The sequence below is a fragment of the Acidaminococcus sp. AM05-11 genome (assembly GCF_003472805.1).
GTDB classification, from domain to species: domain Bacteria; phylum Bacillota; class Negativicutes; order Acidaminococcales; family Acidaminococcaceae; genus Acidaminococcus; species Acidaminococcus hominis.
On record NZ_QRMX01000010.1, the window covers coordinates 59,540 to 74,813 of the forward strand.

Here is a 15,274-nt window from a genome sequence, read left to right on the forward strand (position 1 = left end):
GAGCAAAGCTGATTGGAGCGCTGCGAACCACTGGAGGGGCTGGCAGCCTGCAAGGCTGACTGAGGAAGTTCAAATTAGGCCGCAAACAGCCCGCGGCTTATCCTACGGGCTTACTTTGCCAGCAGGTGTACAAACTTTGGTTCCTACTCTTTCCAACAGGGTGTCTCAAGGCCCAGGACTTTCTGGCTGTCAAAGGGTGCCTTGGGGTCCCGGTCCTTGCGGACGTAGTCCTGGCAGGCGGCCTGGACCAGGGCAAAGCCTTTGTGCAGCAGCGGCACGTTGCAGTACACCATAAGGATATTGGCCAGGTCGGAGAAGGCCCACAGGTTCCCCAGGTCGTAGCCGGCGATGTTGACCAAGATGCCAAAGGCGGCTACCAAAAGGCACAGGCCCCGGACGGCATTGGTCAGGGTCTGGCTGCTCCCCAGCCGGGCGGCGGCGATTTCGGAAAAGGACACCATGCCGATGAGGCAGGTGTAGGCAAACAGGCAGAAGCACAGGGTCAGCGCCAGGGTCACGGCCAGGTTCAGGCTGGTACCCGGGGTGAGTTCCGCCACGGAAATCAGATACTTGGGAAGTTTCCCCGCTTCCGTCCAGGCTGCCGGGTCCTTGGTCCACACATGGGCCATGACGATGATAAAGCCGGTCATGGTGCAGATGATATGGGTGTCCAGCATGACCCCGGCCGCAGCCAGCAGGCCCTGTTCACAGGGGTGGTTGTCATCAGCGGAAGCGGCGGACATGGTGATGGTGCCCTGGCCGGCTTCGTTGGACATGAGGCCCCGCTTCACGCCCTGGACCAGCACGGTGCCAAAGACGCCCCCAAAGAAGGCATCAGGCCGAAAGGCGCCCCGGAACACTTCCTGGAAGAAAAAGGGCACGGATTGGACATTGGCGAAGATCAGCAGCAGCACGGTGCCCACGTACACCACGGCCATCACCGGCACCATTTTATTGGTAGCCCGGGTGACCTTCTGGATGCCCCCAAAGGCCAGTACTCCGGTAAAGACCAGCACCACCAGGGCGGCGGCGTAGTAGAAGAAAGAATTGGTAGGAATGGTGCTGCCGGTGACCATTTCGGCGATGGCTCCCAGGGAGGACACCACGTTGAAGCCTTGGGCGGGCAGGCAGCCCAGGGCATAGAAGATGTACAGGCAGGAGAGCAAAATCCCCGCCAGCTTTTTGCCTCCTAGCAGTTCCCGACCGTAGAAGGGCAGACCCCCTACAAACTCCCCGCCCCGGCGTTCCTTAAACAGCTGGGCCAGGGTGGCTTCCACAAAGGCGGTGGCCATGCCAAAGAAGCCGGAAACCCACATCCAAAACAGGGCCCCGGGACCGCCTACGGCAATAGCCCCGGTAACGCCCAAGATGTTCCCCGGCCCCACCCGCATGGCGGAGCTCAGGAGAAAGGCCGCCAGGGGCGAAATCCCCGTGCGGACCTGCTGCCGCCGAGCCAGGAGCCGAATGCCCCGCCCCAACTGGGTCACCTGGACAAAGCCCAAGCGCAGGGTGAAATACACCCCGGAGCCCACCAGCACCAAGATGGCCAGAGAAAAGCTGCCTAAAAGGGGCAGACTTTTGTACCAGCCGAACATAGTAGGAAAATCCCAAAAGAAATCCGATAACGGCCCTACAAAGTGCAGAACCGAATTGACCCAGGCAAAAAGCCCTTCCATGTCCACCATCTCCCTTGTTATTTTGTAAAATAATTTTCTGAATAATTACTCTTCTACTATAGCACATTCTTCCAGCCAGATACATGGCTGGAGCTATTTTCTTTTTTCCCCGCTCTACTTTGTACAATTGATGTAATTCTTGCCTTTTTAACTGAGTTTTCATTTTTTTGCTGGGATGCTTCCTAAAACGCTAAAACATATTACGAACCTATAATGCCTACGGCATTTTCAAAGAAGCTTTTATTGCGGAAACTAATCTTATAGATTATAAAAGGAGTAAAGAGGAATGAGAGACTGTAGATGATGAGAATAAGGAAATGGCCTACACTTCTCACAGATCATTTAGCTGATAATCAATTGATTTAGCGTTAAAAAGAGAGGCTGAAGAATAAGAAACAATAGCTGAGGGGCACAAGGAAATGGCCTACACTTTTCACTGGTCATTTTGCTGATAAGCGTTTGGTTAAGTGTAAAAAGGGTATGATGAGGAATAAGAGACGGTAGATGATGGAAATAAGGAAATGGCCTACACTTTTCTGCGAAAAGTGTAGAGGTGTTTTTGGGAATATATGGCCCGCGGGAGCGGGCGGAAACCCCATCCTTGCCCCGCTTTATGATTGGGGCGGAACGGAAAGAGTTTATAATTGAAGGCGGATTGGGCCTACACTACCATGGTCCTTGCACTAGCCCATTGCAAGGAACGGAAACAATGGAAACACGCCTACAAGGCCCCCTGTTATCCCAGGGGCCTTGTATCATTTCATCTCTATACAAAAAATGGCACTGCTCTACGCAGTGCCAAAAAACTGGAAAACATGTTGCAGGTGTTTTCCTATCTTGTTATAGCTGCCGCCTTACGCAGCCGTTTAGCCTTTTCCTCCGCTCCCCCAGCTGTCCTTATTTCCCGAACTCCGCGTACAGGGCAGGCAGGATCTGGGACAGGCGGGTAAACTCGATCATATCGTGCATGGACATGGCAAAAGCGCCTTGAAGCAGTGCTTCCTCCGGGACTGCCGGGGCCTGTTTGAGGGCTGCTTCCACTTGCTGGGCGAGTCCCGTCAGCTTTGTCATGCCCCTGTGGGTCCCCAGCCAGTAGTGGGAAATCAGTTCCAGGCCGCCGGGGACTTCCCGGCCCAGGTGGAACATCATGCCGGAGGGCACGCCGGGGCTCTGGGGCAGATCGGACCAGCCGCTGGCGCTAAAGCCATAGCCGCCCTGCTGCCAGGTTTCCTGGGTAAGTCCCAGGGCAAAGGGATCCCGGAAATGGATAGTCACATTCAGGAGCTGGTCGCCGGTGAGCTCCACCACCTGGTTGGGATTTTCCGGGTCATAGAGCTTTTCGGCGTAGGTTTTGGCTGGGTCTTCCAGCCGTTCTGGATAGGGCACCCGGTTCCGGACATGGGCATAGGGGGACCAAAGAGCGTAGCGCTCGTCATGCCCCATATGCCAGGCAAACCACCATTCCAGCATCTGGGCAGTGGCCCCGGGGAAAAAGTGCCGGCTGAAGGAGCAGATGATCCGGCCACTTTCAGCATTTCCCAAAAGCCCGTACCCGGCCACCGGCAGGTTGTAGGGCTGCTGGAACAAGCGGTTCAGTTCTTCCCTAGTAGGCGCAAACAGGGCTTTTTCCGGCAGGGGTGCCCATTTCAGGGCTTCCACCATAGCCACAGGGACTTCCAGAGTGTCGGCCAGGTATTTTTCGTAGGGGGTACCGGCCACCAGTGCCCGGTTCTTTTGGTGCTGGGCCACATATTCCGGTGGATACCAGGTCAGCAGGGTATTTTTTTCAGCGTTCATACAAATTCCTTCTTTCTTCAGGCAGGTTCCGGCAATTTCCGGGTACCTGCCAAAAAAATACCCCTCCGCTAGGAGAGGTACTTTTTTGTTATGACTGCGAAACTTCTCACAGGGAGTTTCGTCTTATAACCGTTCTTGCAGTTCTGCCAAAATGGCTTTCTGTTTTTCCAAAGCTTCCTTGCCCAGGGCGATTTGCTTGGCATTTTCACTGGGGGCAGGGCCGCCGTAGGAGGTCCGGGCTGCTACGCAGTTTTCGGGCTTCAGGCATTCCAGCAGGTCTTCTTCAAACAGGGGGCACATAGCTTTGTATTCTTCCATAGTCAGCTGGCCCAGATATTTGTGCTCGGCAATGGCTTTGGCCACGGCCTTGCCCACCACTTCATGGGCTTTGCGGAAGGGCATGCCCTTGCGCACCAGGTAGTCGGCCAGGTCGGTGGCGTTGGAGTAGTCCAGATGGACGGCTTCGGCCATGCGTTTTTCGTTGACGGTCATGGTCAGGATCATATCCCGGTAGACGGTCAGGGAGAACTTCACGGTATCCACCGTATCGAAGAAGCCTTCCTTGTCTTCCTGGAGGTCCTTGTTGTACGCCAGGGGCAGGCCTTTCACGGTGGTGAGCAGTGCCATCAGGCTGCCAAACACCCGGCCGGTTTTGCCTCTCACCAGCTCGGAGATGTCCGGATTCTTTTTCTGGGGCATCATGGAGGAACCGGTGGCGAAGGCATCGTCCAGCTCGATAAAACCGAACTCCGTGGAGGACCACAGGCACATTTCTTCACTGAGCCGGGACAAGTGCAGCATCAGGACGGAAGCAAAGGACAGGAAGTCCAGTACGTAGTCCCGGTCGCTGACGGCGTCCATGCTGTTGCCGTACACCTGGGAAAAATGCAGTTCCTTGGCCACCTGGAAGCGGTCAATGGGCAGGGTGGTGCCGGCTACGGCACCTGCGCCCAGGGGCATGATGTCGGCGTCTTCCCACACCCCATGGAGGCGGCGGAAATCCCGGCGCAGCATATTAAAGTACGCCAGCAGATGGTGTCCAAAGGTAATGGGCTGCGCTCTCTGGAGATGGGTATAGCCGGGCATCAGGGTCTTCAGGTGCTTTTCCGCCATGGTCAGCAGGGCTTCCTCAAAGCGGATCAGCAGGTCAATGACCTCGGTGACTTCCCGTTTCATGTACATATGCATATCCAGTGCCACCTGGTCGTTGCGGCTCCGGGCTGTATGCAGGCGCGCACCGGCGTCCCCGATTTTTTCCGTCAGGGCGGCTTCCACGTTCATGTGGATGTCTTCCAGCTCGGTCTGGAACTGGAAGGTGCCGGCTTCGATTTCGGCCAGGATTTCCTTCAGGCCCTTTTCAATCTGGGCCACGTCTTCCTGGCTGATGATTCCGGTATTGCCCAGCATATGTGCATGGGCAATGCTTCCCCGGATATCTTCCTTGTACAGCCGCTGGTCGTATTCAATGGAGGCGTTGAACGCATCCACCAGGGCATTGGTATCTTTACTGAATCGTCCACCCCAAAGCTTCGCCATTATTTCAACTTCCCTTGTTTCATCAGAGCTCTTACCGTCAGCGGCAGGCCAAACAGGTTGATGAAGCCTTGGGCATCAGCCTGGTTGTACACTTCGTCTTCGCCGAAGGTGACGTATTCCTTGCTGTACAGGGAGTACGGGCTGGTAGTGCCGGCGGTGATGATGTTGCCTTTGTACAGCTTCAGTTTCACAGTACCGGTAACGGTCTTTTGGGTTTCGTCCACGAAAGCCTGCAAAGCTTCCCGCAGCGGGGAGAACCACATGCCATCGTAAACCAGTTCTGCATAGCGGATGCCGATGGTTTCCTTATAGTTGAAGGTAGCCCGGTCCAGGCAGATGTTTTCCAGTTCGTTGTGGGCATAGTAGATGATGGCGCCGCCAGGAGTTTCGTAGACGCCTCTGTCCTTCATGCCTACCAGACGGTTTTCTACCATGTCGCTGATGCCAATGCCATTGCGTTTGCCGATTTCGTTCAGGGTTTCCATCAGTTCTACAGCGGACATTTTCTTGCCGTTAACGGCAACCGGTACGCCCTGTTCAAAGTCCAGGGTAATGTATTCGTCCTTGTCCGGAGCGGCTTCCGGAGTCTGGGTCATGATGTAGATTTCGGATTTCGGTTCGTTGGCCGGATCTTCCAGGTCGCTGCCTTCGTGGGACAGATGCCAGATGTTCCGGTCCATGCTGTAGTCCTTTTTCTTGGTTACAGGCACGGGAATGTTATGGGCAGCTGCATAGTCGATGGCGTCTTCTCTGGATTTGATATCCCATTCTCTCCAGGGAGCAATGACTTTCAGTTGGGGAGCCAAAGCCTTGATGCCCAGTTCGAAACGCACCTGGTCGTTGCCTTTGCCGGTAGCGCCGTGAGCGATAGCGTCAGCGTTTTCCTTCAGGGCAATGTCCACCAGGTATTTGGCGATAATGGGACGGGCAATGGAGGTACCCAGCAGGTACTTCTTTTCATAAACGGCACCGGATTTTACCATGGGCCAAGCATATTCCTTCAGGAATTCTTCCTTCAGGTCCAGAATGTAGGCTTTGCTGGCACCGGATTTGATGGCTTTGTCATGGACAGGAGCCACTTCTTCCCCTTGGCCGATATCAGCCGTTACGGTGATGACTTCACAGTTGTTGTAGTTTTCCTTCAGCCAGGGAATGATACAGGAAGTATCCAAACCGCCGGAATAGGCCAATACGACTTTTTTAATGTCTTTTTTATCCATGCTATGCAATCTCCTTTTCGTTAATACGCTATCTACATACTTTACAACACTTCGTCACTCATTAGCAAGGCCATAATGGCTTTTTGTACATGAAGACGGTTTTCTGCTTCGTCAAATACCGCAGAATGGGGTCCTTCGATGACCTCGTCGGTGATTTCTTCCCCTCTGTGGGCAGGCAGGCAGTGGAGCACCATGGCGTCCGGCCGGGCCACGCTCAGCAGTTCGGCGTTGATCTGGTAGTCGTGGAGGGCTTTCACCCGGACTTTCTTTTCCGCTTCTTCGCCCATGGAAGCCCAGACGTCGGTGTAGAGGACGTCGGCGCCTTTGGCAGCTTCATACAGGTCTTCTTCTACCTTGATGGTGCAGCCGGTGATGGCTGCGTCCATTTTGGCCATATTCACAATCTGGGGGTCCGGCTGGTAGCCCTTGGGGCTGGCGCAGACCATGTTCATGCCCACCTTGGCGCAGGCGAACATCAGAGAATGGGCCATGTTGTTGCCGTCCCCTACGTACACCAGCTTCCGGCCCTTGAGCACGTCCTTGTATTCCAGGATGGTGAACATATCGGTCAGGGCCTGGCAGGGATGGAGCAGATCGGTGAGGCCGTTGATGACCGGAACACTGGCATAGTCGGCCAGTTCCTTGACGGCTTCGTGGGAATAGGTCCGGATCATAATGCCGTCCACAAAGCGGGACAGTACCCGGGCGGTATCTTTTACCGGTTCGCCCCGGCCAATCTGGGAGGTGGACTCGGTCATGTAGATGGGGTGGCCGCCCAGCTGATGGAAGCCGGTTTCAAAGGAAACCCGGGTCCGGGTGGAGGCTTTGGAGAAAATCATGGCCAGTGTTTTGCCCTTCAGGTATTCATGGGGTTCGCCCAGTTTTTGTTTCTTTTTCAGTTTGCGGCTGACATCCAGGATGGTGGCGACTTCGCCTACAGACAAATCATGGATGGAAATCAGATCTTTATTTCTTAAAGCCATGTTCTTCCCCTCGTTTTCTTTAGAAGTCTGCCAGGAGTTCATCCAGACCCTGGAGCAGTTTGTCGATGTCTTGTTCGGTAATAATCAGCGGCGGTACAAAACGCAGGACGTTCCCCGCCGTGCAGTTGATGATAAGGCCTTTTTCCAGGCAGCCCTTTACCAGGGAGGCGCCGGGTTTGGAAAGCTCCGCCCCCAGGATCAGGCCCATGCCTCTTACGTCGGTGATTTTGTCCGGATACTTGGCCTGAAGGCCTTTCAGCCCGGCCTTAAAGTATTCGCCGGTTTTGGCAGCCTGCTCGTCTAGGTGCAGCTTCTTCATTTCGCTGATGGCCGTATAGCAGGCGGCGCAGGACAGGGCGTTGCCGCCGAAGGTGGACCCGTGGTCCCCAGGGGCGAACACGTGGGCCAGACGCTCGGTGACCAGGAAGGCTCCCATGGGGAAGCCGCCGCCGATGGCTTTGGCGGTGGTCATTACGTCGGGCTTAACGCCGCTGTACATCCAGGCAAACCAGAAACCCGTGCGGCAGACGCCGGTCTGGATTTCGTCAAACATCAGGAGGGCATCGTGCTTCTGGCACAGCTCCTTGGCTTTTTCCAGGTAGCCGGCCGGAGGTACGTGGACCCCGCCTTCCCCTTGGATGGGCTCCAGCAGCACGCCGCAGACCTCATCGTCCATGGCCGCTTCCAGAGCCTTCACGTCCCCAAAGGGCACGTACACAAAGCCTTCCGGCAGAGGGTTCAGCCCTTCGTGGTAGTGTTCCTGGCCGGTGGCGGTCAGGGTTTCCATGGTGCGCCCGTGGAAGGAATCCAAGGCGGTAATGATCTTGAATTTCTTGGGGCTCTTTTTCACGCCGTATTTCCGGGCCAGCTTGATGGCCCCTTCGTTGGCTTCGGCGCCGCTGTTGCAGAAGAACACCCGGTCGAACTGGGCGGCTTCGCACAGCTCCTTGGCGGCCTTGGCCTGGATTTCGGTGTAGAACAGGTTGGAGCAGTGCAGCAGCTTGCCAGCCTGTGCGCTCACGGCGTCCACCAGGGGCTTGTAGTTATAGCCCAGGGCGTTGACGGCAATGCCGGCCAGAAAGTCGGTGTATTCCTTGCCGTCGGCGTCGTAAAGATGAACCCCTTCCCCGTGGTCCAGGGCAATCTGGTTTCTGCCAAACACCGGCAGATAATAATGGTCCGTTTGTTCAATAATTTCTTTTGTATTCATCGGCACAATCTCCTGTATATTCTTGCATTAGTCTCTGACCACTTCGGTACCCACGCCCTTGTCGGAGAAAATCTCCTGGAGGATGGAGTGTTCCTGGCGGCCATCGATGATGTGGGTCTTCACAGCGCCCCCGGACAGGGCGGCGATGCAGGCCTTCACCTTGGGGATCATGCCCCCGTCGATGCTGCCCTTCACAATCAGTTCCTGGGCCTTTTCAAAGGTCAGGGTGGACAGGAAGGTGGACTCATCGTTGTGGTCTTCGTAGATGCCCTTCACGTCGGTGAGCATCAGCAGCTTTTCGGCCTTCAGGGCCCCGGCTACCTCGCCGGCTACGCTGTCGGCGTTGATGTTGTAGGTCTCCCCGTCTTCCCCAATACCGGTGGGGGCAATGACGGGAATGTAGTCATGGGCCAAAAGCAGGTTGATCAGGTCCGTATTGACCTTTTCCACCGTGCCCACGTAGCCGATGTCCACCAGGTTCACCTGGCCGTTTTCGTACACATCAGCCAGATGTTTCTTGGCTTCCAGCAGGCGGGCGTCCTTGCCGTTCAGGCCAATGGCGTTGCCCCCCAGAATATTCAGGCGCCGCACCAGGTCAGTGTTGGTTTTGCCCACCAGGGCCAGTTCGGCGATTTCCACCGTTTCTTTATCGGTAACCCTAAGACCGCTGACAAACTCGGATTTCTTGCCGGCTGCCTTCAGCATGGCGGTAATTTCCGGGCCGCCGCCGTGGACCACCACCGGCTTCATGCCGGCGCAGTGCAGGAACACGATATCTTCCAGCACCTTGTTTTTCAGCTCATCGTTCAGCATGGCGTTGCCGCCGTATTTCACCACAACCGTTTTGCCCTTGAAAGCGCTTAAATATGGCAGTGCTTCAACTAAGATATTCATTTCGTTGTTTTTTATCTGCATATTTCTTCCTCCTCAAAATGGGTTTCCCGTTTTGTCCGACCCTCATCGGTAGTCGGAGCCATAGTTGGCACGCTTCACCAGGACACGAGTTTTTCCGTCGTTCACCCTCGGCTGCGGGCAGGGGAAAACGACCTTTACCACTATGCAATTGTCCAAGCCGTCATCCCCTCCTTTGTCCTTATGGTGAATTATTATACACTTTCGTGCATAAATTCGCAACCGTTTTTTCCACTTTTTTTAGGAATTTCCTGTCCTGATAGTACTATTATTATAAGCCTTTCAGCAGGAATCTACACGTTTTTGGTGAATAAGTTCAGAGAAAATTGTTATAATAGGAAAGAACAAGCGTTTTTTCTATTTTTTTGCAAAATCCGGCCCTGCGCCCTACCTAACAGGAGGTCTTATGCGGAAACTGCTTTATCTTCTCATTCTGCTCTCAGCTGCACTCTGCTACTATCTTACCCGCCCTGTGGTGCATACGGGGGCCGGCCCTGCCCCGGTGCCCGCCTACGCTGCTGCCGCGGCGGCCCAGGAGGACCCGCTCACCCGGCTGCTGCCGGGAATCGACGTGCCCCGGCCCCTGCGCCTGGTGTACCGGGCCTGGCACCTGAAGGAAATCACCCGGAGCCGGATCCCGGCGGAAGACTGGGTCCCCTTAAAACGGATGTCCCCCTGGCTGCCCAAAGCCCTGGTGTCCGTGGAAGACAAACGGTTCTACTCCCACCACGGCATTGACCCGGACGGCATTTTCCGGGCCATCCTGATGAATATCCAGGCAGACGAGGTAGTAGAAGGCGGCAGCACCATCACCCAGCAGGTGGTGAAAAACAACCTGCTCACCTCAGAACAGTCCCTGGAACGGAAAATCCTGGAAGCAGGACTGGCGCTGGTGGTGGAAATCCACTACAGCAAGGACGAAATCCTGGAAATGTACCTGAATACCACCTTCCTGGGCGCAGGCGCCACCGGCGTGCAGCAGGCCAGCGAAACCTACTATGGCCTGGAGCCCAGCCAGCTTTCCCTGTCCGAGGCCGCTGCCCTGGCCGGCCTCCCCTACGCCCCCTCGGCCCTGAACCCCTTTGACAACCCGGAAGGCTGCCGGGAGCGGCGGAACCTGGTACTGGAACGGATGAACGAACAGGGCATGATTACCGAAGGAGAAATGCGGGAAGCCCAGCGGCAGGGGCTGCATTTGCGGTGATTTGAAATGAAACTTCTATCGGCGCCTTGTGGCTCCACTTCCTACAGTGGTTCGCTGCAAGCCAGAGTGGTTCGCGGCTCGCTGCGCAACTTCACCCTGCGGGTTTGCTTTGCAGGCCGCTATCACATGGGTCGCGTATTCCAAATATCTTTTGGGTAATTTATGACGATATTTGGACGCGACCACAACGTTTGCAGAAAGCATTCTATTCCGCTACTTGTCAAGTAATAAAGTCAGGTAGTGCAGATATTTGCAAACTATGTTGCTTTGCTATACCCGTTTAGTACATGACTCGTAGTGGTCTAAGACTGGCCCCTTCAAGAGTTGCGCTCACATCCAAGAGCATGTCAGTTTATCAAAATGCTCTTGGCTAATGTGAGCCATGTGATAGCAGCCCAAGAAGCAAGCCCGCAGGGCGCGGCTGATTGGAGCGCTGCGAACCACTAAGGGGCTGGCAGTCCGTAGGACTGACTGAGGACGTTTATTAGATACTGTTATAAAAAGTAAAAAAACGGCTGGCGAACTTTTTCTGTTCTCGCAAGCCGTTTTTTCTTTCGGGGATAAGTATTATTTCACACCCTCTATTTTCTTTTCTTCAACTATACTCTTCCAGCAACCGTTTGCTGTCCTCTTTGGGAGGATAGCCAAACATCCGGGCATATTCCCGGCTGAATTGGGAAGGGCTTTCGTAGCCCACCCGGAAGGCCACATCGGCAGCTTCCGCCGTTCCTTTTAACAGCAGCAGCCGGGCTTCCTGAAGCCGCAGCTTCTTTTGGAATTGCAGGGGGCTCATGGCGGTAACTTCCTTGAACTGCCGATGCACGGTGGGCACACTGACCCTGGCTTTTTGCGCCAGTTCCTCCACCCGGATGGTTTCGTTATAATGCGCAATAATATACTGAACAATTTCCTGCATCTGATAGGCCTTGCTGTCCTTCAGGGCAAATTGCCGCAGACTGGCTCCCTGGGGGCCCAGCAGCAGGTAATAAAGGATTTCTCTGGTATAAAGCGGCGCCAGCACCGGAATATTTTCCGGGGTATCCACCAGACGTACCAACCTTGCCATAGCATCCATCAAAGGCAGTTCCAAAGGACTCACATAAATGGCCCGGTCCTGCTTCTTTTGGGGCTTCTCCCCAGGAACCGCCGGCAGCAGCTCCACCAGCTGGTCCAAAGTAAATTCCAACTTCAGGGAAATATACGGCTCTTCCCGGGTGGCTTCCAGAATCTGCCCTGTCACCGGCAGTCCCACTGCGGAAACCAGGTAGTCCGAAGGGCCATACTGAAAGCGTTCCTCGGCCAGGCCGATTTCTTTTCGCCCCTGAAGAATGATGCAAAGGGAAGGCTTTTGGAATAGGGCCTCCGGTTCCGTGGTGACATACTGCCGCACAAAATACAGGGAAGGGACCGCCGTTTGGATCCAGCTGTTCTCCTTTACCTGGCGTTCCACAATGCCAGCCAGTTCTTTTCGATATGCAGCCAGTTTGTCTTCCATACGCTCTCTCCCTTCTGCCGGCAGGCCTTTTCTGCCCAGCCCAACCGGTCTTCTCCGCCATATTGTAGCAGTTCTTCCCCGGCCCCGGCAAGTCCGGCTGGGTCCTTGTCCAGCGCCTGGAGCTGATTGCCGCTGCTTATAATTTCGGATAAACTCTGGTCTTAGGCCCCAGATAGCCTTTGATGATTTTTGGAGGATTTTCCAGGGCATCTTTTGCGTGGAGATATTTGGGGTTAATGGCCACACTGTTGGGATCCACCCGGTAGTCCCCATAGCCAAACATGGTGGTGGAACCATAGGTGGATTCCGGCGGTCTGATAGAGGGCACCAGAGCGCTTTCACCTCTGTCCAGGGCATCCTTCACAGTAGCAATGAGATTATCCAAATACTTGATGTCCAGCGGCAGGGGATTGTGGCCGGTGAAAATACGTTTTGCCCGTCCGTTCAACTTGTGCTTCAGGTCCACCAGGGCCGTGTAATACCGGTCCATGGAGCATTCCAGCCCCACGTCGTCCAACAGTCCGGAGTTGGGGCCGAGGGGGTCGTTGCTGCCCAGGGAATCGGAGGAGTACAGGTCCCCTGTCTTTGCGTCCAGCAGCACCAGGCTTCCCACCGTATGGCCGGGAACAGCGTAGGCTGTCAGCACCGTATTGCCCAGGTCGAATTTGTCTCCCTCTTGAGGATCCAGGGTACCTTGGGGAATGTTGTCCCCAAACCAGCTCAGGTCCTTGTGGGGCACATACACCTTGATATGTTTATCCAGGAAGTTTTGGGTCTGGGCAGCATGGTCTGCGTGCCCATGGAGGGAAATCACGTCAAAGGGCAGTCCCCCGTCCAGCTTTTGAATCAGGGAATACAAATCCCCCTTGGCGTCCAGGCCGCTGTCAATGAGCAGAGCCCGCTGGGAGCCCACCACCAGGAACATATTGACCCGGGCGTAATCTGAGATTCGAATCAGGGCAGGGGTATCAGGGGCCGCTTCCCGGAGCACCTCATAGCTGAAGTACCCAGGCTGGTGCACCACAAAATTATACCTGAGGGTGGCCACGTCACTGGGAGCCGCACCCTTGGAAAAGGCAATGGCCTTGACCACTACGGTCTTCTCCGTCCCGGGTTTCTGGCTGGCCCCGGCGCCGAATTCCAAAATGGGGATGGCACCCTTGGCAGGGTCAAACACCGGACTGTCCTGGGTGGGCTTCGTACCGTCCAGGGTATAATGGATCTCCGCCCCTGGGGTGGCGGACCCTAGCCGGATATGGCTGTAGCTGATTTCGTAGGTGCCCGGCATAGGATACGCCCCGGGCTGGGCGGTTTTGGCCTGGCTGGTCCGAACGGGCAGAGCAACACCAGAAAGGGCGCGCTGACCGGTCCCAGCGGTACTGGGGCTCCCGTTCTCCTTTGCCAGAAGGGCCTGGACAAGCGCGGCCTGCCCAGCCCCCACCGTCTGCGCTGCCGGCTGTGCAGCCGCGGCCAGAGCTACAGGCACGTCACCGAGCTGGCCAAAAAAGCCAAAGGCTGCTGCAAAACCGGCAGCCACAATTCCTGCCTGCATTGCCTTTCGCATGCTTTACCCCTCCTGTTTCGTCAGCGGCAAATCGCCGTATTCCGTCCAGACAAAATCGGCCATCCTTTTCTTGATCAGCCATTTGCCGTCCTGTTTTACGTAGGTATCGTGGTAGCGGGTACCCCCGGAACGTTTCACCTGTCTGCCGTTTTGGGTGCTGATCAGCACCACGTAGCAATAGCTGGTGCCCGTTGCCGTATTGCCCTTGATATCCACCACCTGCTGGCCGTTGATGTGGTATACCACGTCCTGGGTTTTCAGGAAATCATCAAAGGCTTTGCCAATGTTCTCCCGGCCGGTCAGTGAGGTCATCAGTTTCCCATCGGAATAATTCTCCACCACCGCATCCTTTGTAAAAAGGGCTTCCTGGGCAATGCCATTTTTCTCATCGGCTAGGATGGAAAAGGTGTCCACCAGTTCCTTTAGGGCCAGCTTGTCCGCCAGGACGCTGGTGGCTTCCCTATTAGAGGTTGCACCCGCCTGTACCGCCGCCGCTTCCACTGCCGGCATAGGAGCCGGCTGTCCAAAAAGTACCAGGAGGGCTGCCAGTCCTGCTGCGGCCCCCAGCTTCGTCATTTTTCTCATAGGAATTCCTCCTTATTTTTTGTTTTTCAAATTTTTATCCAGAAAAGCCAGAATCACCTGCTCCACTTCTGGCTGGGCCCAATAATGGTCCGCATGCCCCGCGCCCTCTACCACATAACGCTGGGCGGGAATGCCTTTTTCCTGCAAAGCGTTGTAGAGCAGTTCGGTTTGACTGGGTGAAACCACCTGGTCCTTGTCCCCATGGAGCAGCAAAAACGGTGCCGTTTTGGGTGAAATATACGTTACCGGATTGGCGGCTTTCACCGTGCTTGGAGTAGCCTGGACGCTGCCGCCCCCTTTGTCCGAAAAGGAAGTGCCGTTGATAAACAACGCCTGAAGTGCGGCCGGGGATGCGTGGCGCTGCTGTTCCTCCTTGGAGAAATCCGCAGCTACCTTGCTAAGGTCCGAAAGCCCATAGATATCAATGGCGGCCTGCACGTCACTGCTTTGGTCCAGATTGTCCCCCTGGTCAAAGGCCTTGTACCCGTTGGAGGTGCCCACCATAGCGGCCAGGTAGCCGCCAGCGGACTCACCCATGACCGCCATACGATTGGGATCAATATTAAAGTCCCGGGCATGGGCCCGAAGATACCGGAGGGCCGCCTTCACGTCCACCACTGGGTCAGGAAACATCCCATTGGGAATCACCCGGTACTCTACACTGGCCACAAAATACCCGTGCTCTGCCAGATGCACCCGCTGCTGCAAATAATTTTCTTTGGGCGAAGCCGTGAACCCCCCGCCGGTAACAAACACCACCGCCGGCAGCTTTTCCTTGCTTTCCGGCTGCAAAATATCCATTTTCAAAAAGCTCTTGGGCCAATCAAAATACTGGGCATACGTAATATCCGAAATGGCCCGGACCTGCGGCCGGGTGAGACTGAATTTCAAGTGCTGGCTGGGAGCCGCTGCTTCCCCAGGCACCATTAGGCCCGTAAGGCCCGTCAGCAGGACTGCCAGGATATAAAACAACCTTTTTCTCAGCATTTCGCCGCTCCTTTCGTTTCCATTTGGCTATCTATTGCATCAAGGGGACAAAGTGAATATACCGATACGATTTTGCCATGTGCACGGACTTTTTTTACCACTCTG

Annotated in this window: 12 protein-coding genes; 1 reads left to right on the forward strand and 11 read right to left on the reverse strand. The window is 55.3% G+C overall.

Translation table 11 applies throughout. The annotated features are described in order from the left end of the window. Positions 1-143: 143 nt before the first annotated feature. The 7 genes from DW089_RS06820 to argB all read right to left on the reverse strand — a co-directional run bounded on the left by DW089_RS06820 (position 144) and on the right by argB (position 9,337). On the reverse strand, positions 144-1,676 hold the full coding sequence (locus tag DW089_RS06820) for a sodium:alanine symporter family protein (RefSeq protein WP_105325940.1): 1,533 nt from the start codon (positions 1,674-1,676) through the stop codon (positions 144-146). A gap of 897 nt (positions 1,677-2,573) precedes the next feature. Next, positions 2,574-3,473, reverse strand: a complete 900-nt coding sequence (locus DW089_RS06825) for a DAPG hydrolase family protein (protein ID WP_118286978.1) — start codon at positions 3,471-3,473, stop codon at positions 2,574-2,576. Between the two features lie 123 nt (positions 3,474-3,596). Further along, the gene (gene argH / locus DW089_RS06830; protein WP_105325942.1) at positions 3,597-5,009 is read right to left on the reverse strand and encodes an argininosuccinate lyase; all 1,413 of its coding nucleotides are present in this window, start codon (positions 5,007-5,009) and stop codon (positions 3,597-3,599) included. Beyond that, positions 5,009-6,229, reverse strand: coding sequence for an argininosuccinate synthase (locus DW089_RS06835; RefSeq protein WP_105325943.1), 1,221 nt, complete (start codon positions 6,227-6,229; stop codon positions 5,009-5,011). The genes argH and DW089_RS06835 overlap by 1 nt, the downstream gene beginning before the upstream one ends. Before the next feature lie 41 nt (positions 6,230-6,270). Next, entirely contained in the window at positions 6,271-7,212 is a 942-nt protein-coding gene (gene argF, locus DW089_RS06840) for an ornithine carbamoyltransferase (RefSeq protein WP_118286979.1), read from the reverse strand. Positions 7,213-7,231: 19 nt separating this feature from the next. Next, positions 7,232-8,422: an aspartate aminotransferase family protein gene (locus DW089_RS06845; RefSeq protein ID WP_105325945.1), complete on the reverse strand. Its 1,191-nt coding sequence runs from the start codon at positions 8,420-8,422 to the stop codon at positions 7,232-7,234. 27 nt (positions 8,423-8,449) lie between these two features. Further along, complete coding sequence (gene argB, locus DW089_RS06850) at positions 8,450-9,337, reverse strand: acetylglutamate kinase (protein ID WP_105325946.1); 888 nt, start codon at positions 9,335-9,337, stop codon at positions 8,450-8,452. 403 nt (positions 9,338-9,740) lie between these two features. Between argB and DW089_RS06855 the strand changes: the two genes are divergently transcribed. Continuing rightward, positions 9,741-10,538, forward strand: a complete 798-nt coding sequence (locus DW089_RS06855) for a transglycosylase domain-containing protein (RefSeq protein WP_105325947.1) — start codon at positions 9,741-9,743, stop codon at positions 10,536-10,538. 595 nt (positions 10,539-11,133) lie between these two features. Here the strand turns inward: DW089_RS06855 and DW089_RS06860 are convergent. From DW089_RS06860 to DW089_RS06875, 4 genes are all read right to left on the reverse strand, one after another. After that, positions 11,134-12,033: an AraC family transcriptional regulator gene (locus DW089_RS06860; RefSeq protein ID WP_105325948.1), complete on the reverse strand. Its 900-nt coding sequence runs from the start codon at positions 12,031-12,033 to the stop codon at positions 11,134-11,136. Positions 12,034-12,169: 136 nt separating this feature from the next. After that, positions 12,170-13,597 carry an FN3 associated domain-containing protein gene (locus DW089_RS06865; RefSeq protein ID WP_105325949.1) on the reverse strand — a complete coding sequence of 476 codons (1,428 nt, stop codon included), beginning with the start codon at positions 13,595-13,597 and terminating at the stop codon, positions 12,170-12,172. Positions 13,598-13,600: 3 nt separating this feature from the next. Next, entirely contained in the window at positions 13,601-14,182 is a 582-nt protein-coding gene (locus DW089_RS06870) for a nuclear transport factor 2 family protein (RefSeq protein ID WP_199614653.1), read from the reverse strand. A gap of 12 nt (positions 14,183-14,194) precedes the next feature. Further along, positions 14,195-15,169: an alpha/beta hydrolase gene (locus tag DW089_RS06875; protein WP_105325950.1), complete on the reverse strand. Its 975-nt coding sequence runs from the start codon at positions 15,167-15,169 to the stop codon at positions 14,195-14,197. Between the last annotated feature and the right edge of the window lie 105 nt (positions 15,170-15,274).

Bases quoted from the DNA above. Each gene is read 5' to 3' on its own strand.
- DW089_RS06820 (WP_105325940.1), bottom strand. From the start codon at position 1,676: ATGGAAGGGCTTTTTGCCTGGGTCAATTCGGTTCTGCACTTTGTAGGG.
- DW089_RS06825 (WP_118286978.1), bottom strand. From the start codon at position 3,473: ATGAACGCTGAAAAAAATACCCTGCTGACCTGGTATCCACCGGAATAT.
- argH (WP_105325942.1), bottom strand. From the start codon at position 5,009: ATGGCGAAGCTTTGGGGTGGACGATTCAGTAAAGATACCAATGCCCTG.
- DW089_RS06835 (WP_105325943.1), bottom strand. From the start codon at position 6,229: ATGGATAAAAAAGACATTAAAAAAGTCGTATTGGCCTATTCCGGCGGT.
- argF (WP_118286979.1), bottom strand. From the start codon at position 7,212: ATGGCTTTAAGAAATAAAGATCTGATTTCCATCCATGATTTGTCTGTA.
- DW089_RS06845 (WP_105325945.1), bottom strand. From the start codon at position 8,422: ATGAATACAAAAGAAATTATTGAACAAACGGACCATTATTATCTGCCG.
- argB (WP_105325946.1), bottom strand. From the start codon at position 9,337: ATGCAGATAAAAAACAACGAAATGAATATCTTAGTTGAAGCACTGCCA.
- DW089_RS06855 (WP_105325947.1), top strand. From the start codon at position 9,741: ATGCGGAAACTGCTTTATCTTCTCATTCTGCTCTCAGCTGCACTCTGC.
- DW089_RS06860 (WP_105325948.1), bottom strand. From the start codon at position 12,033: ATGGAAGACAAACTGGCTGCATATCGAAAAGAACTGGCTGGCATTGTG.
- DW089_RS06865 (WP_105325949.1), bottom strand. From the start codon at position 13,597: ATGCGAAAGGCAATGCAGGCAGGAATTGTGGCTGCCGGTTTTGCAGCA.
- DW089_RS06870 (WP_199614653.1), bottom strand. From the start codon at position 14,182: ATGAGAAAAATGACGAAGCTGGGGGCCGCAGCAGGACTGGCAGCCCTC.
- DW089_RS06875 (WP_105325950.1), bottom strand. From the start codon at position 15,169: ATGCTGAGAAAAAGGTTGTTTTATATCCTGGCAGTCCTGCTGACGGGC.